Annotated in this window: 21 protein-coding genes and 2 pseudogenes; 12 read left to right on the top strand and 11 right to left on the bottom strand. The window is 64.0% G+C overall.

Annotation, left to right across the window (positions count from 1 at the left end):
* The first annotated feature begins 74 nt into the window (after positions 1-74).
* Positions 75-1,238 (top strand): serine hydrolase, encoded by a 1,164-nt coding sequence (locus ABIB91_RS02530; protein ID WP_502916938.1) that lies wholly within the window; start codon positions 75-77, stop codon positions 1,236-1,238.
* Positions 1,239-1,311: 73 nt separating this feature from the next.
* Here ABIB91_RS02530 and ABIB91_RS02525 read toward each other — a convergent pair whose 3' ends face one another.
* Complete coding sequence (locus tag ABIB91_RS02525) at positions 1,312-2,133, bottom strand: outer membrane protein (RefSeq protein WP_354158508.1); 822 nt, start codon at positions 2,131-2,133, stop codon at positions 1,312-1,314.
* 272 nt (positions 2,134-2,405) lie between these two features.
* On the bottom strand, positions 2,406-3,110 hold the full coding sequence (locus ABIB91_RS02520) for an SDR family oxidoreductase (protein ID WP_354159284.1): 705 nt from the start codon (positions 3,108-3,110) through the stop codon (positions 2,406-2,408).
* Between the two features lie 122 nt (positions 3,111-3,232).
* Between ABIB91_RS02520 and ABIB91_RS02515 the strand changes: the two genes are divergently transcribed.
* Positions 3,233-4,075: a GNAT family N-acetyltransferase gene (locus tag ABIB91_RS02515; protein WP_354158510.1), complete on the top strand. Its 843-nt coding sequence runs from the start codon at positions 3,233-3,235 to the stop codon at positions 4,073-4,075.
* An 18-nt stretch (positions 4,076-4,093) separates the two neighbouring features.
* On the opposite strand, the gene ABIB91_RS02510 is transcribed toward ABIB91_RS02515, so the two are convergent.
* On the bottom strand, positions 4,094-4,534 hold the full coding sequence (locus ABIB91_RS02510) for a hypothetical protein (protein WP_354158512.1): 441 nt from the start codon (positions 4,532-4,534) through the stop codon (positions 4,094-4,096).
* Between the two features lie 284 nt (positions 4,535-4,818).
* Between ABIB91_RS02510 and ABIB91_RS02505 the strand changes: the two genes are divergently transcribed.
* A complete protein-coding gene (locus ABIB91_RS02505) occupies positions 4,819-5,103 on the top strand; it encodes a hypothetical protein (RefSeq protein ID WP_354158514.1) in 285 nt (94 codons plus the stop codon).
* Between the two features lie 53 nt (positions 5,104-5,156).
* On the opposite strand, the gene ABIB91_RS02500 is transcribed toward ABIB91_RS02505, so the two are convergent.
* The 6 genes from ABIB91_RS02500 to ABIB91_RS02475 all read right to left on the bottom strand — a co-directional run bounded on the left by ABIB91_RS02500 (position 5,157) and on the right by ABIB91_RS02475 (position 8,104).
* Complete coding sequence (locus tag ABIB91_RS02500) at positions 5,157-5,447, bottom strand: hypothetical protein (RefSeq protein ID WP_354158516.1); 291 nt, start codon at positions 5,445-5,447, stop codon at positions 5,157-5,159.
* Between the two features lie 20 nt (positions 5,448-5,467).
* Entirely contained in the window at positions 5,468-5,887 is a 420-nt protein-coding gene (locus tag ABIB91_RS02495; RefSeq protein ID WP_283843468.1) for a curlin, read from the bottom strand.
* A gap of 69 nt (positions 5,888-5,956) precedes the next feature.
* Entirely contained in the window at positions 5,957-6,334 is a 378-nt protein-coding gene (locus ABIB91_RS02490; protein WP_035994730.1) for a curlin, read from the bottom strand.
* 31 nt (positions 6,335-6,365) lie between these two features.
* Entirely contained in the window at positions 6,366-6,758 is a 393-nt protein-coding gene (locus tag ABIB91_RS02485) for a curlin (protein WP_035994727.1), read from the bottom strand.
* A 119-nt stretch (positions 6,759-6,877) separates the two neighbouring features.
* Positions 6,878-7,279 carry a hypothetical protein gene (locus tag ABIB91_RS02480; protein ID WP_007603123.1) on the bottom strand — a complete coding sequence of 134 codons (402 nt, stop codon included), beginning with the start codon at positions 7,277-7,279 and terminating at the stop codon, positions 6,878-6,880.
* Between the two features lie 165 nt (positions 7,280-7,444).
* Complete coding sequence (locus tag ABIB91_RS02475; RefSeq protein WP_354158519.1) at positions 7,445-8,104, bottom strand: response regulator transcription factor; 660 nt, start codon at positions 8,102-8,104, stop codon at positions 7,445-7,447.
* Positions 8,105-8,749: 645 nt separating this feature from the next.
* Here ABIB91_RS02475 and ABIB91_RS02470 point away from each other — a divergent pair.
* The 5 genes from ABIB91_RS02470 (at position 8,750) to ABIB91_RS02450 (ending at position 15,205) form a co-directional block, all read left to right on the top strand.
* A complete protein-coding gene (locus ABIB91_RS02470) occupies positions 8,750-10,177 on the top strand; it encodes an efflux RND transporter periplasmic adaptor subunit (protein ID WP_007603121.1) in 1,428 nt (475 codons plus the stop codon).
* The gene (locus tag ABIB91_RS02465; RefSeq protein ID WP_354128528.1) at positions 10,174-10,899 is read left to right on the top strand and encodes an ABC transporter ATP-binding protein; all 726 of its coding nucleotides are present in this window, start codon (positions 10,174-10,176) and stop codon (positions 10,897-10,899) included. The genes ABIB91_RS02470 and ABIB91_RS02465 overlap by 4 nt, the downstream gene beginning before the upstream one ends.
* A complete protein-coding gene (locus ABIB91_RS02460; protein ID WP_106944263.1) occupies positions 10,896-12,119 on the top strand; it encodes an ABC transporter permease in 1,224 nt (407 codons plus the stop codon). The genes ABIB91_RS02465 and ABIB91_RS02460 overlap by 4 nt, the downstream gene beginning before the upstream one ends.
* 48 nt (positions 12,120-12,167) lie before the next feature.
* Positions 12,168-12,485 (top strand): response regulator transcription factor, encoded by a 318-nt coding sequence (locus tag ABIB91_RS02455; protein ID WP_035994724.1) that lies wholly within the window; start codon positions 12,168-12,170, stop codon positions 12,483-12,485.
* Positions 12,486-13,339: 854 nt separating this feature from the next.
* A complete protein-coding gene (locus tag ABIB91_RS02450) occupies positions 13,340-15,205 on the top strand; it encodes an alkaline phosphatase family protein (protein WP_354158522.1) in 1,866 nt (621 codons plus the stop codon).
* 40 nt (positions 15,206-15,245) lie between these two features.
* On the opposite strand, the gene ABIB91_RS02445 is transcribed toward ABIB91_RS02450, so the two are convergent.
* Positions 15,246-15,818, bottom strand: coding sequence for a hypothetical protein (locus ABIB91_RS02445; protein WP_007603116.1), 573 nt, complete (start codon positions 15,816-15,818; stop codon positions 15,246-15,248).
* A 392-nt stretch (positions 15,819-16,210) separates the two neighbouring features.
* Between ABIB91_RS02445 and ABIB91_RS02440 the strand changes: the two genes are divergently transcribed.
* Positions 16,211-16,870 carry a peroxiredoxin gene (locus tag ABIB91_RS02440; RefSeq protein ID WP_007603114.1) on the top strand — a complete coding sequence of 220 codons (660 nt, stop codon included), beginning with the start codon at positions 16,211-16,213 and terminating at the stop codon, positions 16,868-16,870.
* A 57-nt stretch (positions 16,871-16,927) separates the two neighbouring features.
* Here the strand turns inward: ABIB91_RS02440 and ABIB91_RS02435 are convergent, their stop codons facing one another.
* Positions 16,928-18,658, bottom strand: a complete 1,731-nt coding sequence (locus tag ABIB91_RS02435) for a methyl-accepting chemotaxis protein (RefSeq protein ID WP_354158525.1) — start codon at positions 18,656-18,658, stop codon at positions 16,928-16,930.
* A 77-nt stretch (positions 18,659-18,735) separates the two neighbouring features.
* Between ABIB91_RS02435 and ABIB91_RS41685 the strand changes: the two are divergent.
* The 3 genes and pseudogenes from ABIB91_RS41685 to ABIB91_RS02425 form a co-directional block, all read left to right on the top strand.
* Positions 18,736-18,927 (top strand): annotated as a pseudogene (locus ABIB91_RS41685) (deoxyribodipyrimidine photo-lyase); the annotation flags it as partial.
* Positions 18,908-19,538: pseudogene (locus ABIB91_RS02430) on the top strand (FAD-binding domain-containing protein); the annotation flags it as partial. The pseudogenes ABIB91_RS41685 and ABIB91_RS02430, both read left to right, overlap by 20 nt.
* Positions 19,539-19,604: 66 nt before the next feature.
* The gene (locus tag ABIB91_RS02425; RefSeq protein WP_502916937.1) at positions 19,605-19,934 is read left to right on the top strand and encodes a histone; all 330 of its coding nucleotides are present in this window, start codon (positions 19,605-19,607) and stop codon (positions 19,932-19,934) included.
* Positions 19,935-19,960 lie beyond the last annotated feature (26 nt).

The raw sequence follows: 19,960 nt of genomic DNA, 5'->3' as shown, positions 1-19,960 counted from the left end.
GCAATCGTGAATTGGGAGGTACCGCCCCTCCCGCTACAAGAGAATGGGGGCGCATCGAATCCTGCGCCAGAGCCGTGCCGTCTGTTGTCACCTCATCGTATCTCACCCGACGGGCGCTGGCCCGGACTGCGCTCGTTCCGCTCGCGCTTGCCTGGCCGCGCGGCGCCGCCGCGGATTCCGACATGATCGCGGAGATGCGCGACATCGTCGCGAACGAGCTGGCGCCGACCGCAACACCGGACCAGCCGGGCGGTCTCGCCGCCGCGCTTTATGCCGGCAGCCGTGTCGAGTTCTTCAACTACGGCTTTGCCGACGACGCCACGCAAAGGCCGGTCACGCCGGATACGCTGTTCAACCTCGGTTCCCTGCGTAAGCCGTTCGAGGCGACGCTGGTCGCGCTCGGCACCCTCCGCGGCGAGCTGCGGCTCGACGATCGTCTGGCGAAATATCTCCCGGAGCTCACCGGCGACTATGTCCGCCGCGTCACCGTTGGCGAGCTCGTGACGCACACCTCAGGCATGCTGCTGCCGACCGACCATCCGCCCTGGCCGAGCGACACGTTTTCCCGCGCGCAGCTCATCGACATGTTCAACAGCTGGCGACCGCAAGCCGGCGAGGTGCCGGGCAAGCAGCGCGTCTACAGCCACGCCGGCTATGTACTGCTTCAGCTCGTGCTCGAGCGCTGTTACGGCGCTCCGATCGCGACCCTGCTCGAACAACGTATCCTCAAGCCGATCGGCATGAATGCGACCTCCGTGCCCGAACGCGGCGAAGACAGCCGTGCCGTCATGGACGCGGCCTGGATGCAGCGCGCGGTCCAGGGCTACTCGGATCAGGGCATGGCGATCGGCCCCATCGGCAACCAGCAGAGTTATTTTGATTTTCCCGGCACGGGCCAGATGTTTTCCTCGCCGCGGGATCTCGCGACATTCGTTGCGGCCTGCGTCGACGGGCGGTCGATCGATCCTCACTTGCGCGAGGCATTGCGGATGACACAGCACGAGATCTTCCGCGTCGACGAGAAGTTCGGACAGGGAATGGCCTGGGAGACGGTGCGTCTTCCACGCGCCACCGTCGTCGACAAGCCGGGTGGGCTCAACAACGCCTCCGGCTATATCGGCCTCGTGCCGGCGCAGCGGATCGGGATCGTGCTGCTCGCCAATCGGGGCGAATATCCCCACGAGATCGCGCGCTACAGGATCCTGCCGGCGTTGGCGCGCCTCGTGGCTTCGCACTGAACCCCCGGCCCGCGAAAACTGGAAAGCCCCGGCCCCAGGCCGGGGCTTTCCAGCCAGGGATGGAACGGGATGCTCAGTATCTGGCGACGACCGGTCCGCCGAATTTGTAGTTCACGCCGACGCGCACGATGTTCGACTTGAGATCGACCGAGTGGGTGAAGAGGTTGGTCGGAAATGCGCCGCCAAGCAGATTGGTGCTGGTCACGGTGCTGCGTCCAAGATCGACGTAGAGATATTCCGCCTTGAGCGACCAACCGCCGCCGACGGCGTATTCGGTGCCGACGCCCGCGGTCCAGCCGAGGCGTGTGTCGCGGATAGCAGCCGACTCCGTTGCCGCGGCGAACGTGTCGGTGAAGTTGAAATTGCCCTTCACCTCGGCGATGGCCGCGCCGCCGGTGGCATAAAGCAGCCAGGTCGGAGCCGCGAGGAAGCCGATGCGGCCGCGGATCGTGGCGAGCCAGTCGGCCGAGACCTGCGAGGACACGGTGAAGCCGGTCGGGGCGCAGCAGGGATAGAGCGCCGAACCCGTCGCGCTGCCCTTGAAGCCGAAATAGTTGATGTCGCCTTCGAGGCCGAGCACGGCGTTATTGAGTTGCCAGTTGTAGCCGGCGGTAAAACCGCCCGTGACGCTGGAGCTGTTGACGCGCTGGGCGCCGACTGCCGCAATCGCGGAAACACTGGAGCTCGCGAAATAGGCGGCGGGATCGAACGCAGTCGAGGTGGCCGGATCGGCGCTGCCCCATTGTCCGCCGACATTGCCGCCGACGTAAAAGCCGGTCCAGTTATAGGCCGTCGCCATCATCGGCGCTTTGGTATAGTGCGCCGCGAGGTCGGCAGCCTGCAAGGATGCGGAGCCCAAGACAACCCCGGCAGCCGCCAGCAAAAACTTCTTCATTCCAGTCTCCTTGCCTCACGCGATTGATCTCGCGTTTCGAATGCGCGCGGGCGGAAGTTGTCCGGCGCAGATCGGGCATAGGGCGTGGACTGCTTGCCGTCTTGGGCTGCGGCGAAGTTCATAGGGACTGTGACGTAGTGCGGGCCGTGCGGCGCGCGAACGCGCGACGGGTGTGACCGAGGGGCCACGAGTTATCCCTCATCCGCGGCGCAGGACGCACGGCCGTGTCGCATCGCGACAAGGGCGCTAAACGCGATTCGAATCCCCGCGTCTCAGACCGAACGCGTCAGTCCGCCGTCGACGCGGATATTCTGTCCGGTGATGTAGGCCGCGCCGTCGGATGCCAGGAACGAGATCGTCGCGGCGATCTCCTCGACCTTGCCGTAGCGCCGCATCGGCACGCTGTCGCGGCGCGCATCTACCTGCGGCAGGCTGTCGATCCAGCCCGGCAGCACGTTGTTCATGCGAATGTTGTCGGCGGCATGGGTGTCGGTGAAGATCTTCGTGAAGGCGGCGAGGCCGGCGCGGAACACCGCCGAGGTCGGAAACATCGCACTCGGCTCGAATGCCCAGGCGGTCGAGATGTTGATGATGGCGCCGGCCTTCTGCGTCTGCATGATCGGCATCACCAGCCGGGTCGGACGGATCACGTTGAGCAGATAGGTGTCGAGGCCGGTGTGCCATTGCTCGTCGGTAATCTCCGTGATCGCCGCCCGGGGCCCATGGCCCGCGCTGTTGACGAGCACGTCGATGCGTCCCCATTTGGCCATCGCGCCATCGACCAGCCGCTTCAGATCGTCGTTCGACTTGTTGGAGCCGGTGACCCCCAGCCCGCCGAGCTCGGTTGCCAGCGCCTCGCCCTTGCCGGAAGAAGACAGGATGGCGATGCGAAAGCCGTCGGCTGCGAGCCGGCGCGCGGCCCCTGCCCCCATGCCGCTGCCGCCGGCGGTCACGAGTGCGACCTTCTCTGCTGCCATCTCTGCTGCCATGACCGATCATCCTCTATGATATCGTGGAGGCGAGCCGCGGGCTCGGCCTATCATGAGGCCTTCTACCGCCGGACCAGCCGGAAGGTCCACCGTCGAAAGCGACCTGAAAGATGAGCGATTTGCAGATCCGCAATTTGCGCCCCGAGGAGATCGCCATCGCGGTCGACTGGGCCGCGGCGGAAGGCTGGAATCCGGGCCTCTCCGATGCCGCCTGTTTCGCGATCCCGGACGCGAGGGGCTTCTTCGTCGGCGAGATCGACGGCGAGCCGGTCGCGACCGTCTCCTGCGTCAATTACGACGATCGCTTTGCATTTCTCGGATTCTACATCGTGCGATCGGGTTTTCGCGACAGAGGCCACGGCCTGCGCGTCTGGAACGCGGCGATCGCGCATGCGGGCACTCGCGTGATCGGCCTCGACGGCGTCGTGGCGCAGCAGGACAATTACAGAAAGTCCGGCTTCCAGCTTGCCTACGCCAATGTCCGCTATGGCGGCTTCGTCGCCGCGCCACCGAGGCCGCCCGCCGATGTCGTTGCGCTCGACACGATCCCGTTTACGTTCGTTGAAGCCGACGATGCCACGGTGTTCCCGGCTCCGCGCGGCGCCTTCCTGCGTGCCTGGATCGGCACATCAGGACATGTCGGTCGCGCGCTGCTGCGCGACGGCAAGCTCGCCGCATGGGGCGTGATCCGACCGTGCCGGGCCGGCCGTAAGATCGGCCCGCTCGTCGCCGACGACCGCGCGGCGGCGGACGCAATCGTGCAGGCCCTGCTGGCGAGCACAAACGGCGGCGAGATCTTCCTCGACGTCCCCGCCGTCAATCGCGAGGCGATTGCGCTCGCGGAAAAGCTCGGGCTGAAGCCGGTGTTCGAGACGGCGCGGATGTACACAGGGCCAATCGCGCCGCTGCGGATCGACCGCGTCTTCGGCGTGACCAGTTTTGAGCTGGGCTAGCTGAGCCGAACGCGCTGCTCAGTAGCAACGCATGATGTTGACGGTGTGCTCGCCGCCGCCGCGGCCGGGCACAGTCACCTGCTCCGTCGGACAGCTCGGCACGTAAGGCCGGTCGGACGGCACCACGTTCGGCGGGAAGCGATGCGTCCAGTCCCAGGGAACGTCGTACGTATAGGTGTAGCGCACGTCGTTCGAGACGGGCTGGGCGGTCTCGGCGAAAGGCTGACCGTAGCCCGCATTGTCATAGTAGAACCCGCCGCCGCCCGGCCAGTAGACCCAGGGCGTGTTGCGGCCACGGAACCTGGCGCCCGGCGCAATCAGCGGACGCGCCGCCGGACCGGAAGGCGTGGCGGCATGTGCGACGGCGCCACCGGGCCTGGCAAAACTGTCGCTGGGGGCAAGGAGCAGCGCGGCTGCGCTGAGCGAGGCGAGCAACGCCCCAAATGATCTGGACATCATGATACGCACCAACTCGTTTGGCTTCGCGGATAGCGGCTCCCCACCGCACGCTAGGCCGGGCTGTCGCCCACCCGCAAACGTATAATTAATTATTGGTTAAGGCACGGGATTAACAGGGAACAGACTGCGGCAAGACGCCCGGGAATCCCGACTGATGTGGCAGGTGTTCCGGGAAAAGCGGACTTCATAACCAGTTGATCGGAGTTGATCGCTTCGGCCGACAACGCCCGGAACGCTCCCGCACTGCGGTCGTTGGCTCCCGACACCAGCAAGGAGCATCTCCCATGCAGAACAAATCGAAACTCCTCTGCCTGATCACGGCTTCGCTCGTCGCGGGCACGGCGGCCGCCTCGGCCCAGGGCTATGATTGGAACGGACCGCGCGCGGGCTGGGACCGCACCGCTCCCGCTTACGAACCGGTTCAGCCACGCGCGTACTATCCGGATGTCGCCGGACCTTACGGTGCGCTCAACGGCACCAACCATCCGGCGCCGAGCTCGACGCAGGGCGATGTCGGCCCGGAGGGCAACAACAACGGCACCGTGACCGGCGTCTATCGCAGCTGGTAGCGCTCGCTCACGACGTGGCCCATCGTCCATCACGGACGATGGGCCCTCGTGCGTCAGCGGCCCTGCTGCTTGCGCAGCCAGTCCAGCATATCCTGCGGATTTCCGGTGCCCTGCGACACGATGGCGGTGTTGCCGCCGCTGCGGCGATAGACCGTCGTGCGCCTAGGCTCCTTCTCGATCTTGACCTCGGCCTGCGCCGGATCGCCGCTCTGGGTGATGACGGACGTGCCATTCTCGTCCTGAACAATTGTGGTATGGCCGTCACCCGACTCGCCAGCTCCGGCCGGCCCGGCTGTCATCGCCGTCATGATGCTCATTCCTGCTGCAAGTACGATGAACCTCATGTTGCACCTCACCTTCGCGATCACCGGCTGAACTGAAATATCGACAGCCAGTTGAAGCGCCCGAATTGTCGCACCGTTCCCGTGTTCATATCTCCGATCTGGAGCAGGAGGGCGTTGGTGGAATTGCCGACCTGAGTGATGTCGGCAATATTGCTCACGCCCGACTGACCGATCGCCACATTGGTGGTGCCACCCACCTGGATCACATCGACATAATTGCGCGTGCCGTTCTGGATGATCGTCGCATCGACTGTTCCCGTACCACCGATCTGGATGACACGCGCAATATTGATGCGGCTGTTCTCTTCGATCGTGACCGGCTGGACATCGTTGCCGAATTGCACGATCGTTTCGATGCTTACGTTCCGGTTTGTCACGCCGCGCTGGACGGATCCGGCGGATGCCTCGGACGCGACGCTGACGGCGAACAATGCCGCCAATGCCAGGAGTAGCCTAGCGCATTTCATCGCTTGCCCCCATTCCATTTCTGACGACGAGGCCGCGCCGGCTCAATGGCTATTCTGGACAACAGTCGCCGAGTTGAACGCACCGAACTGGGACAGGAAACTGCTGGTGGACTGGCCGGCCTGGCCGACGAACGCGATATTATTCACGCCCGCCTGCCCGACCGATGCCGACGTCGTCCCGCCGAATTGCAGGATTCCGGTCGCGTTGTTCGTCCCGTTCTGAGTGACGGTCGCGCTGGTGCTGCCGCCGATCATGAACACGCCGGCCATGTTGAGCTGGCTGTTCTGGTTCAGCACGACCGGCGGGCCGCCGAGCGACACGATGGTCTTGATGTCGGCGGTCTGGGCACCGGCCGAGCCGGCGCCCACGCAACACAAGGTGAGAAATGCGCCACAGGCGGCGCCTGAAAAATGCCTCATGACATGCCTCGCTATCGAAAAAGATTTGCGATCAAGGAGTCTGCTGCAAAATCGTCGAGCCGTTCAGAATTCCGAGCTGTCCGACCGCCGCCGCGTTGTTCGCGCCGATCTGGCCGATCAGGCTCGAATTGGAGCCACCGGCCTGGCCGAGTAACGCGGTGTTGGACGCCGTCGCGGTGGTGCCGCCCTGCCCGATTACCGAGGTGTTGACGGTCAGGAGCGAACCCATCTGCAACGTGGTCGCAGTATTGGTGGCGCCGAATTGCATCGTGGTGGCGCTGTTGTTGGTGCCGCCACTCTGCGAGATGAAGGAGTTGTTGGTGGTGCCGAATTGCAGCACGCTGGCCGAGTTGCCGGCCTGGGCATCGACGGCGGTCAGCAGGCTGAACGCGACGATCGTGGCAACGAGATATTTTTGATGCATGACATTTCCTCCGCGAAAGTCGGCGGACAAGCTCTTACCGAGTCGTCCCGCCCGAGGCGGTGCTTTCAAGGATGGCACGGACGCGCCGCAGTTGACGCGTCCGGCCAAACGGGGCTGGCTTAGTGCGCCGTCTGCGAGACGGTGCTGCCGTTGATGCCGAACACGCTGAGCTGTCCGACGGCGGCGGCGTTGTTCTGGAGCGCGGCAGGCCCGAACGAGTTCTGGGTGATCGCGCTGCCGTTGTTGCCCAACGCCACCTGGCCGGTCGTCGCCGAGTTCTGCACGCCGATCTGGTTCACCGTGCTGCCGTTGTTGAGCGAGACCGCGCTGGTGCCCTGCATCGTGGTCGCACTGTTGATGATGCCGAGCTGGCTGGTCGACGAGGTGTCGTTGGTGAGGCCCTGCTGCGAGACGCTGGAACCGTTCACGGCGCCCACTTGCACGGTGGTCGAAGTGTTGGCGGCCTGCGCGGCGGAGGACAGGGCGAGCACGGCAACGGAAGCAAAAAACAATTTGCGCATGGAATATCCTTTCTGGCTAAGATCTCTGACTGGGTTCGGATGCCGTCTTGGAGGAGGCCGACATCGCAGGACAGACTTTGAACCGATCGTGCTGCGTGCGACAGACTGCAGTTCATGCTAATCGGTACGGACTAGACGTTGCACGGCGGCTTGGTGCCAGCGGCACTAGCTGTAAGGTTGTCCCGTGCCGATTCGTGCCGTCTCGTCTTCGCGTCCCATGCTGTCGACCAACCGCACCACCTCGATCGGCGAGCGAAGCTCCAGCTTTCGCATCATCCTGGTGCGATGGACCTTGGCCGTCACTTCGCTCACCCCGAGTCTCGCTGCGATCTGCTTGGCGACGAGACCTTCGGCCATCAACAGCATGATCTCGCGCTCCCTCGCCGTCAGCGTCTCGACGCGCTGGCGAGCTTCGCGCACGCTATCTTCGCGTTCGAGCCGCCTGCGGTCGCGCTCGATGCCATGCCTGATCGCGTCGAGGATCTCCTGCTCGCGAAAGGGTTTTGGAAGAAACTCGACTGCGCCGCGCTTCATGGCCTCAACCGAGACGCGGACGTCGGAATGGCCGCTGATGAAGACGATCGGGATGAGCACGCCGGTCTCGGCGAGCCGGCGCTGAAGCTCGAGGCCGGTCGGCGCCGTGCCGGGAAAGCGGACGTCGAGCACGAGGCATGAAGGTCCGCCGGAAATACTCTCCCCGAGAAACTCGTCGGTCGACGCAAACAATTTCACCTGGTGCCCGGTCTCCTCGCAGAGATTTCCAATCGCAGTTCGAATCTGAATTTCGTCGTCAATAATATAAACTGTAGCTTGACCTGAACTCATGGCAACGGGCTCCCCGGCTTGGGGCTCGATGAACAAGCAACGAGCCATCCATTCTTCTTGCAAGCGAGATCAAGGTGCTTGGATGAATTCGCGGGGATCGAGCGAGTCGCTCCGATCCGCCGCTTCGACGTCTTAGGGCCAACACCCGTTCAAGACGAGTGAAGGCGTTCACATATCGGGTTTCGTGATTGGGGGGATTCGCCCTCGCGACCTGCGGCATCATGGCGAGGCGCAATATCGACAATGCGACAATCGGGAGCGCAACGACCGGGAATGCGACGATCTGGCGTCGGAACTTCGGTATCGCCGACTGCGTCATGGCGTCGCCACCCACGTGCCGACTTGAACGCCCAGCGCTGGCCGCTTCGGCCAGAACAGACGGGACGTTCAGTCAGCTTGTCGAGTTCGATACCGCGCGCGTCATATCGATACGCTCCGTATGCATTTCCGGCAAGTCACGAAAGACAGCACCCCGCGGACTTTACTTCTGGATCATCAAGCGCGCCCGACCGTCGCCCCTACAGCGGCGACACACTGACGATCGACTGCGTTTTTCCGAGATTTACAACCATAGCGCGTTTACAACCATAGCGCGATATTTGTCCTTGCCGCCAACGATGCCATTTCAAGAGGCGGGTTTTTGATATGCGATTTGTGCCAGTTATTGCCTTGCTCGGAACTGCATGTGGCCTCGCCGCGGTCTACGCCGCCCGGCCAGCCGTGATCAGCGACGCGGCCGGGAGCGCCGCGGAGAAGGCGGCCCGCGCCTATGAATCGACCCAGCGGCTGCTCAAACCCGTCGGGCGGGACGCACGGAGCTTCGGATCGGACGCCCCCGTATTCCGCTATGCCTCGATCCAGCGCGGCAGCATCGAGCAGACCATCACCGTCACCGGCGCCCTGCAGCCGGTCAAGACGATCGAGGTGGGTTCCCAGTTGTCCGGGCAGCTCGCCCGGGTCTATGTCGATTTCAACGACACCGTCACCAAGGATCAACCGCTCGCCCTGATCGATCCGCGCAGCTTTGCGGCCAAGGTCGACGAAGCCAGGGCGGCGGTGGCGGTGGCGAACTCCTTTGTCGACATCGAGCGGGCCAAGCTCGACCGCGCCAGGATCGATCTGCAAAACGCCAGGGGCAGCAGAGACGTCCTCGTGGCCAAGCTCGACAGCGCGCAGGCGGTCAAGGCGTCGGCGCAGAAGACCTTGCAGCGCAAGCTGGCTCTACAGTCACAAAACGTCGTGGCGGTAACGGCGGTGGATGACGCCCAGACGGAGTTCACCGCGAGGCTTGCCCAAGAGCGCGAAGCCGAAGTCCTCATGTCCCTGAACGCCTACTCAGTCGACGGCGCGCAGGCGGATATCCGCCGGATCGAGGCGGAATTGCAGCAGGCACGCATGGCCGTGCCGGAGAAGGCGGCCGTTCTCGCTGCCGCCCAGGCCGATCTCGACCGCACCGTGATCCGCTCGCCGATCGATGGCGTCGTCGTTGGCAGGTTCGTCAACGAGGGCCAGACGCTCGCGGTCGGATTGGAATCGCGCACCACGTTCGTGGTCGCGCACCGACTGGAGGACATGGAAATTCACGCCCAGGTCGACGAAGCCGATATCGGGCGCATCGCCCCCGACCAGCGCGCCCATTTCACGGTGGATGCCTACCCGGACCGCCGCTTCGAGGCGGTGGTGCGGCAGGTGCGCAAGGCACCGCAGAACCAGCAGCACGTCGTGACCTACACCGTCGTCCTGGCGACCTCCAATCTCGACGGCGCGTTGCTGCCCGGCATGACGGCCCTGGTGAAGATCGTGATCGAGCGGCAGGATGACGTGCTGAAAGTGCCGCTTGCCGCGTTGCGCTTCCAGCCCTCCGGCACGCAGCCGGATGCCGCGGCGCGCAGCGGCGTGTGGGCGCGCACCGCAAGCGGCTCGCTCCGGCGTATTCCCGTGACCGTCGGCGCGGCCGGCACCGAACAGGTCGCGCTCAGGAGCGGAGACCTCGTCGAGGGCAGCCAGGTCGCCGTGGGTCAGGCCATCCGGCCGGCCGGCATGGAGTTTCTCGGCATCAGGTTCGGATCATGACGGCCCCCCAGCCCCTCATCAGCCTGCAGTCGGTTTCCAGGACCTATCGCGCTGACGGAGTAGCGGTGGCTGCGGTGCGCAATGTCAGCTTCGACATCGAACGAGGCGAGATCGTCGCGGTGATGGGACCGTCCGGCTCGGGAAAATCGACGCTGATGAACATGATCGGGCTGCTCGACCTGCCGAGCGAGGGTGCGCTCTATCTCGAGGGAGCCGACGTCGCCGATCTTTCGGAAGACCACCGGTCGTCCCTGCGCGCCCGCAGCATCGGATTCGTATTCCAGTCCTACAATCTGCTCGCGCGCCACAATGCGATTGAGAACGTCGCGCTGCCGCTGGTCTATTGCGGCATCAGCCGCAAGGAGCGTCTGGCCCGCGCCGAGCAGAGCCTGGAGGCTGTCGGCATGGTGCACCGGGCCCACCACTTCCCGCGACAGCTCTCGGGCGGTGAGCAGCAGCGCGTCGCGATCGCGCGCGCACTGATCGCCTCACCGCTGATCGTGCTCGCCGACGAACCGACCGGCGCGCTCGACAGCCGTACCGGCGCCGAGATACTGGCCCTGTTCGCCGCGCTCAACCGCACCGGCCAGACCATCGTGATGATCACGCATGATCCTGGGATCGCGACCCAGTGCCGGCGCACGATCCGCCTGCATGACGGAGCGCTCGTTGCTGACGAAACGCTGGCTCCGATCCTGCCGAAACGGAGTTCTGCGCCATGACGATGCTCCAGGGCTTTCAGATCGCGTTGCACGCCTTGCGCCTCAATCCGTTGCGCAGCATCCTCACCATGCTCGGCATCGTGATCGGCGTTGCCTCCATCGTGACCGTGTTTGCGATCGGGTCCGGCGCGCAGCTTCGCCTGCAGGAGCAGATTCGCTCGATCGGCGCCAACGTGCTGATGATCAACCCCGGCGCGGTCTACCAGGGCGGCGTGCGTCTCAAGGATGGCAGCAAGCTGACCATGACCGAGAGCGACGTGCAGGCGATTCTCGAGCAGATCCCCGAGATCCAGGCCGCGGCCGGTTCGATTGCAGGAACGGCGCAGGTCATTCACGAGAGCAAGAACTGGAACACGACGATCAACGGGACGACGACCGGGCACTTCATGGTGCGCGACTGGCAGCTTGCGACCGGGCGCTATTTTTCCGGCAGCGAGGAGGCAGGCGCCGGCAAGGTCGTGATCCTCGGCAGCACGGTGGCGCATGAGCTGTTCGCGCCCGGCGAGGACCCGATCGGCGCACAGATCAGGATCATGAAGGTGCCGCTCGAAGTGGTCGGCGTCCTCGATCGCAAGGGACCGGCGCAGGACGACGTTGCCTTCGTGCCGCTCACCACCGCCAAGCTGCGCTTCCTCGGCAGCGCAAGCAACATCAACCGGGATTCGGTCGCCTACATCATCGCCAAGGTGGCTGCGGACGGACAGATGGCGGGGGCGCGAACGGAGATCGAAAACCTGCTGCGGCAGCGGCACCGTATTCCCGCCGGCCAGGAGGACGACTTCAAGGTCCAGGATCCGGCCGCCGCCATGGAAGCGCAGCAGGGAGCGATCCGCACCGTCGCGCTCCTGCTCGTCGCCATCGCCTCGGTCTCGCTGCTGGTTGGCGGCATCAGCATCATGAATGTCATGATCGTGTCGGTCACCGAGCGCACGCGCGAAATCGGAATCCGCCGCGCGCTTGGCGGGCGGATGCGGGACATCCGGCTTCAGTTTCTCTGCGAGGCGCTCGTGCTCTGCCTGCTCGGCGGGGCGATCGGCGTCGGTGCCGGCGTCACGCTCTCGATGACGGTCGCTCGCATGGCAGGATGGATCACCTCGATTGATGGCCAGGCGATCGGCCTTGCCCTCGCCTTCTCGATCGCGACCGGCCTGATCTTCGGTTTTTATCCCGCCCACAAGGCATCCAAGCTCAGTCCGATCGAGGCACTCAAGACGGAGTGAGAACATGCTGGGGTGTTCGCGTCGACCAGAGGCCACGGAGGAGCAGTCATGAGTCCGGATTCGAAACATCCGATCACACCAACGCCACGCGAGCGGGACCTGATGATGCTGATCGCACGCGGAATGCAGAACAAGAACATTGCGTACGAGCTCAAAATCTCGGAGAACACGGTGCGGGCGCATATCGGCAACATCATGCGCAAATACCGTCTCCAGAACCGGACCCAGATCGCGATCATCTTTGCCCTGCAGGCGGCGCCGCCATCGCTTCGCCGCAACCTGGCCAATGGCGGCCGCAATTCCACGGCGGCAGCGCCGGCTAAGGCGGTCGCGCAGAATACGCCGGTGCCGACCGCGCCGGATTGACCGCTCCGGCCACAATCTCTTGCGTCGTCTCAGACGAAACACCCAAATCCGGGGTCAACGGACCGGCGACAAAATATTTCTCTTTATTAGAATTCGGATTTTTGTTAGGAATTTTCTCACTCCGACCCAAGGAAGAGGGGCGTATCGCGATCGTCACGAACGCGGGCCGGACGGCGGTGGACGTGGGCCACATCGGCGCGAACGGCTTCGCAGGGCGGGCAACCGTGAGTGAAGGCTTCGCGCACACGACCGGTGTGATCGGCGTACGGCGAAATCGTGTGGTCCTGGCGCCCGGGGTCTGTGCGCCAAGCGTTGCGGTGATGTGGGGTGCTCAACCGGGCACACGCATCAGCCATCCGCAAGGCGACGGGGGCAATAGTGCATCGCTCCCCGGGGAGAGCACGGCATAAGCCGTAAAACCACTGCGCAGGGAAGGCCGTGTGTTGGGCTTCACCTGTATGCCGCTGTGCAATGTTCTTACGACAATTTCGCACAGTGGACCGCGGGTGCCAGCCGGCACCCGGTCTTCCCTGCGCCCTCTTTCATTTGAGGGTGAGGCGACGAGGCAAAGCTCGGGCGAACAAGCCGCGAGGATGCGAAGGCGCGTCTGCGGATTGTAGGATGGGTAGAGCGAAGCGAACCCATCACGCTTTTGTCACGCGGAAGCATGATGGATATCGCAAGTGCGCTGCCCATCCTACGAACTCCGTCATTACCAGGAGCTTTTGCGATGAGCCCCTCCCCAATCCTCTTGCATCCGCAACCGCTCTTGTAACAAAACCGTCATGCAGCGAAACTAAACGAAGCCGGGGGCCGCGGTTGGCGGCCAAGCCGCCTCGCAGGGAGAGATTTTGATGCGCCGTTCACTGGTGTTGCTGTCAGCCGGACTGACAGTGTTGTCCGCCGGACTTTCGACCGGACCCGCCTCCGCTGAGAACAACACGCCCCGCAACCTGATCCTGTTCATTCCCGACGGTCTGCGGGCGTTGAAGGTCACACCCGAGACCGCTCCCGCAATGGCCGAAATCCGCGACAAGGGCGTCAATTTCAAGAATTCGCACTCGCTGTTCCCGACCTTCACCATGGCCAACGGCTCGGCGATGTCGACCGGCCATTATCTCGGCGATACCGGCGTGTTCTCCAACACGATCTGGACCAACTACACCTCGGTGCCCGCCGGCGACACCGTCGTCCCCTTCATCGAGAATGACGCCGTGCTCGGCGACATCGACGAGCATTTCAAGGGCGACTATCTCAATGAAGACACGATCCTGAAGCTGGCCCGCGACAAGGGCTACAGCACCGCCGCGCTCGGCAAGCATGGTCCGACCTATCAGTTCGACCACACCGACAAGCCCGAAAAGACCGGCCTGCATTCGGTCGTGTTCGACGATGCCACCGGCGGCAAAAATGGCGTGACGCTGTCAGACGAGGTCAAGGCCGCTCTCACCAAGGCCGGCCTGCCCCTCGCAACGCCGCCGCGCGGCGACAACTCCAAGGCGGGCGATGCCAAGACGCCCGGCACCACGGTGGCCAACGTCGCGCAGCAGGCCTATTTCGCCGACGTCGCGGCCAAGGTCGTGCTGCCGATGTTCAAGGCCCGCAACAAGCCGTTCGTGCTGGTGTTCTGGTCGCGCGACCCCGACGGCAGTCAGCACAACACCGGCGACAGCCTCAACCAGATCATGCCCGGCATCAACGGGCCGACCTCGATGGCCGGCATCAAGAATGCCGACAACAACCTCGCCCAGCTCCGCAAGGCGCTGGACGAGCTCGGCCTTGCAGCAAACACCAACATCATGGTCCAGGCCGACCATGGCTTCTCGACCATCTCCAAGGAAAGCAAGACCAGCCCCTCGGCCAAGCTCAGCTATGACGACACGCCGAAGGACTTTTTGCCGATGGGCTTTCTGGCGCTCGACCTCGCCAAGGCGCTCGAACTGCCGCTGTTCGATCCCAACGACAAGAACGCCAAAGTCGAGGGCAACAAGCATCCCAAGGCCGGCAACGGCGTGCTCGGCAAGGATCCGGAAAAGCCCGATCTCGTCGTCGCCACCAATGGCGGCTCCGACCTGATCTATTTGCCGAACAAGGACAAGAAGTTGGCGGCCAGGACCATCAAGACGCTGCTTGAGCAGGATTACGTCTCCGGCCTGTTTGTCGACGACTCGCTCGGCCGCTTCCCCGGCACCCTGCCGCTGTCGAGCATCAACCTGCGCGGCAAGGCGGCGACGCCGACGCCGGCGATCGTCGTCAACTTCCGCTCCTATGCCAGCGATTGCGGCGAGGCGCCGACCAACTGCTCGGTGCAGGTCGCCGACACCGTGCTGCGCCAGGGCCAGGGCATGCATGGCAGCTTCAGCCGCGGCGACACCATGAACTTCATGGCCGCCATCGGCCCGGACTTCAAAGCCGGCTATGTCAGCGAGATCCCGGTGAGCAATGCCGACGTCGGCATGACGGCCGCCCAGCTCCTCGGCCTGCGCAGTTCGCAGAACGGCGGCCTCGTCGGCCGCGTGATGTCGGAGGCCCTGCCCAACGGCATCATGCCGAAGGCGTACAAAGGGGGCGAGAAGTCGAAGAAGTCCGAGAACGGCCTGCAGACCGTGCTGAACTTCCAGCGCGTCGGCAGCCAGCGCTATTTCGACGCCGCCGGCTTCCCGGGTCGCACGCTCGGGCTGGAGCCGGACGCCGGCAAACAAAAAACGGCGGGGAAATAACCCCGCCGTTCAAATGCGTCCTCGTGAGAGGCGCAGAATCTTACATGCCGATGTCGAACACGTTCGGCAGCTGGCCCGCCAGAGGCAGCGCGGTGGCGCCCAGGAAGGTCGCCACCATCGCCATCAGGCGACGGTTGTTGTGGCGCTTGCCGCGCATCTGGCCGGCGATCCACTCCAGCATTTCGCTGTTGACCTTGGAGGCATAGGACGGCGCCCAGCCCTCGATATCGGACTCGGCGGACAGCGCGACGCTGCGCGGCGGTACCTTCAGGCCGGAGGCGCTGGCGGCATAATGGGCCACCGCCTTGGCGAGCAGGTCGTCGAACCGGCCGCCATCGGTACGCTCGGTCGCAGCTTCGTTGATCTCGAACAGCACTTCGGCCTCAGTGCGGCTGATCGGCTGGTCGTTGACGGCCGTGGCGGTCAGGATGCGGGCGCACCAGGCGGTGTCATCGGCATCGAGCGAGCGGGAGAAATGGACCCTTCCCTTGGTGGTCGGGCCTTCGCCCGTGATCACGCCGTCGCGCACGATGGTCAGTGCATGGGCCGAGGTATCGCGGCAGGACGGTTCGAGGGACGGCGACTCAATAGACTTATGCGCAGCGGCAGACATAGTTCACTTCCAGATTTCTTCTGATCGGCCAGCATTTTCATGCCGGCGTAAAGGGGTGGTTAATGATTCGGTACGGGGGTCGCGACTTTTTGAGATGGTTGCCAATTGGTCGCTGTCAGGACCATTTCGGTTCTGGGAAGCGACGGGCGAGCGTGATGGAAGTCATAAAAGGCTTTCTCGGGGCAATCGCGCCCGTATAGCCCCGGTGGAGATGTTTCGCCGCAGGCGCGGCTGTAACAAAAAGGTGCTAGGAAATCAGGCCTTCAAAGAAGGAATTCACATTTTACTTGAAGCAGTTCAGTTAGCGTTCACTTGGGATCGTGGAGCCCCTATAATGGTCACCACGGTCCAAGATGAATTCGCAAGTAAATTCAATAACATGAGGTAGAACCATGACACTTCCGATCGGCGCCACCGCCCCCGACTTCGAAGCCGAGACCACCGAAGGGAAGATCAAGTTCCACGACTGGATCGGCAATAGCTGGGCGCTGCTGTTCTCGCACCCCAAGGACTTCACGCCGGTTTGCACGACCGAGCTCGGCGCGCTCGCCAAGCTGAAGCCGGAATTCGACAAGCGCGGCGTCAAGCTGATGGGCCTCTCGGTTGATCCGGTCGACCGCCACGCCAAATGGTCGGAGGACATCAAGGAGACGCAAGGCGCGGCCCCGAACTATCCGATGATCGGCGACACCGATTACAACGTCTCCAAGCTGTACGGCATGCTCCCGGCCGCGATCTCGGGCGATCCCCTCACCCGCACCGCCGCAGACAACCAGACCGTCCGCAACGTCTTCATCATCGGGCCGGACAAGAAGATCAAGCTGGTGCTGGTCTATCCGATGACGACGGGCCGGAACTTCCAGGAGATCCTCCGCGTCATCGACTCGCTCCAGCTCACCGCCAAGCACCGCGTCGCGACCCCGGCCGACTGGTCGCAGGGTGACGACGTCATCATCGCGGGCTCGGTCTCCAATGACGAGGCCAAGACGATCTACCCGCAGGGCTGGAAGGAGCCGAAGCCCTACATCCGGATCGTGCCGCAGCCGAAATAACGGAACTGTCATTCCCGGGCGATGCGTCAGCGCCGCCCGGGATGACGATGTTAGCTCTTACGCCGCGCGTACGCGTTCGAGGAAGCCCTCGACCTCGGCCTTCAGATGCAGGCTCTCGCCCGACAACGCCTGGGCGGAGGCAAACATCCGGCTGGACGTCTCACCCGTCTCGTTCGCACCCTCGGCGGCCTGACGGACGTTGACGGCGACATCGGCCGTGCCCGATACCGCCGCGCGAACGCTGGCGACGATGTTTTGGGTGGCGCTCTTCTGCTGCTCGACCGCAGCCGAGATCGAGCCCGCGATGCCGCTGATGCGCTCGATGGTCTGGCTGATCGCCTTGATGGCGACAACCGATTCCTCCGTCGCAAGCTGCATGCTGGCGATCTGGTTCGAGATCTCGTCGGTCGCCTTGGCGGTCTGGCCGGCCAGCGTCTTGACCTCCTGGGCCACCACCGCAAAACCGCGGCCGGCATCGCCCGCGCGCGCGGCCTCGATGGTCGCGTTCAGCGCCAGGAGATTGGTCTGCTCGGCGATCGAGGTGATCAGCTTGACGACATCGCCGATGCGCGCGCCCGCCTCGGAGAGCTGCGCGATGCGCTGATCGGTCGCCTCGGCCTGCCGCACCGCCTCAGCGGAAATGACATTCGATTCCTGCACCCGCCGGGTGATTTCGGAGATCGATTGAGACAGCTCGTCCGAGGCCGACGCCGCCGAACGCACGTGCTCGGAGGCGTTTTCGGAAGCTCCGGCCGACCGCGCGGACAGATCGGCGGTGGAGCGCGCGGTGTCGGTGAGCTGCCGCGCCGCGCGCTCGAATTCGCCTGACGATGTCAGCACCTTGTCGAGAATGCCGCCGACACCGCCACGGAACTCCTCGACGAAATTGCGCAGGTCGGATTTGCGCTGATCGGCGGCTGCAGCCGAAGCCGCCGCCTGCTCGCTGCGCATCCGCGCCCGCTCCTGCGAATTGCTCCTGAACACCGCGACCGTGCGGGCGATCTCGCCGATCTCGTCGGCGCGATCCTCGCAATCGATCTCGACGTCGCTCTGGCCTTCGGCGAGTGCCGTCAGCGAGCGCGTCACCGAGGTGAGCGGCTTGGTAACGCGGCGGACGACCAGCAAGGTCAGGACCAGCACCAGCAGCGCGGCGAGCCCGGCGGCGGCCGCCATGCTTTCGATCGTCTGGGCCAGCATGCTCTCGAATTGGGCCATCGGGATGCCGACATAGAGGATGCCGGCGACCTTGCCGCTGGCGTCGGCGATCGGGAAATAGGCAGTCATGAAGGTCTTGCCGAACAGGGTGGCCGGGCCCTTGTAGGCCTCGCCACGACGCAGCAGCGCCTGCGCCGGATGATCGGCGGCAAGCTGGGTCCCGACGGCGCGGTCGCCATTTTCCTTCTTCACGTTGGTCGAGCGCCGCACGAACTGCCCGCTCGCCTCGTCGAACACGAACAGTGTCGCGTTGCCGCCGACATAGGACACCGCGCGATCGACGATGGCGTGATCCCTGAAGTCCGGCATCTTGGGAATCTCGGCGCGCGCGACCGCGCCATCCTTCATCGTGATCTTGGCGTCGGGAACGATTTCGGCAAAGGCCAGCGCCAGCGTGCGCAAACTCACCTCGATATCGCGCAGCGCACGATCATTGAAAGCGGAGCTGAGCGACCAATAGCCGGCGCCGACCACGAGCGCCGTATTCATGGCGATCAGCAGCACCGCGCACAGGAGCGCCTTGGTGCCAAGTTTGAATTGCGGCAGAAACTTCGCCGTTGCTCGTCCGTACATGAATGGAATGACTCCTGTAATTCCTGCATATTCGTGCAATCGGCTTACGGTCGCATTAACGCGGTTCCCACCGCGACATGCTTTCCAAATCGTTAACGAGGATACCCCTGACCACGCCCAGAACTACGCTAAGGACTACGCCAAGCGCTCCCCCCATCGTCGTCTGGTTTCGCGACGACCTCCGCCTGTCCGATCACCCCGCCCTCCACGCTGCCGCCAAGGCCGCTGCAACGACCGGCGCGCCGGTGATCTGCCTCTATGCGCTCGATGAGGCGGCCGGGCGAGCGCCGGGCGCCGCGGCGCGCTGGTGGCTGGAGCAGTCGCTGCAACCGCCCGGACCGGGAGAGGACCTCACATCTGTTACCGCATTTGAGGTTCGGCGAGCTCAGCCCGCGCCAAGTGTGGCACGCCGCGCGGTTCGCCGCGGCGGAAAACTCCGCGATCGGTCCCGGCGTCGACAAGTTCCTGAGCGAGCTTGGCTGGCGTGAGTTCTGCCGGCACCTGCTGCACGACCATCCCAACCTTGCCACCGAAAACCTGCAAGCAAACTTCGATGGCTTCCCATGGAAGCCCGACGCCAAGGCGCTCGCAGCCTGGCAGCGTGGCCGCACCGGCTATCCCATCGTCGACGCCGGCCTGCGCGAACTCTGGCACACTGGCGTGATGCACAACCGGGTGCGAGGTGGTCGCCTCGTTCCTGGTCAAGCACCTCCTGATCGACGTCCCGACCAAGCTGATCCACCAGCCCCGGCAGGCGACGCCGATCGAGCTTGCGAGCGTCGGCGTCACGCTCGGCAAGACCTATCCGCAGCCGATCGTCGATCTTGCCAAGGGATGTGAGCGCGCGCTCGCCGTCTACGCAAAAATCCGCAAAGGTTGAGCGTTGCTTTGACACAATTATGAAACGCGCTATCGTCATCGCTCCATGCAAACCGTGGGGGACGATATGGACGACGACAAGCCAATGACTGAACAGGCGATGGATACGATCACCACCGCCGTGGAAGCGACCAAGGACGCCGCTGTCGCTGCGGTGAAGAAGGTCAGGAAAGCCGCCAAGAAGGCTGCAAAGAAAGTAGCGCCGAAGAAGGCTTCCAAGAAGAAAGCCAAGAAGGCTGCGAAGAAAACTTCGAAGAAGGCCGCCAAGAAGACTTCGAAGAAAGCTGCAAAGAAGTCGTCGAAGAAGGCGGCCAAGAAAGCAGCAAAGAAAACGGCAAAGAAGGCCACCAAGAAAGCTGCCAAGTCGAAAAAGAAGGCCAAGAAGGCCAAGCGCTGATCGCAAAGGCCGAGGTCTCCGGGTGT

The organism is Bradyrhizobium sp. JR4.3 (assembly GCF_040547695.1).
GTDB classification, from domain to species: domain Bacteria; phylum Pseudomonadota; class Alphaproteobacteria; order Rhizobiales; family Xanthobacteraceae; genus Bradyrhizobium; species Bradyrhizobium canariense.
This window is presented reverse-complemented; position numbering and strand designations above follow the sequence as displayed.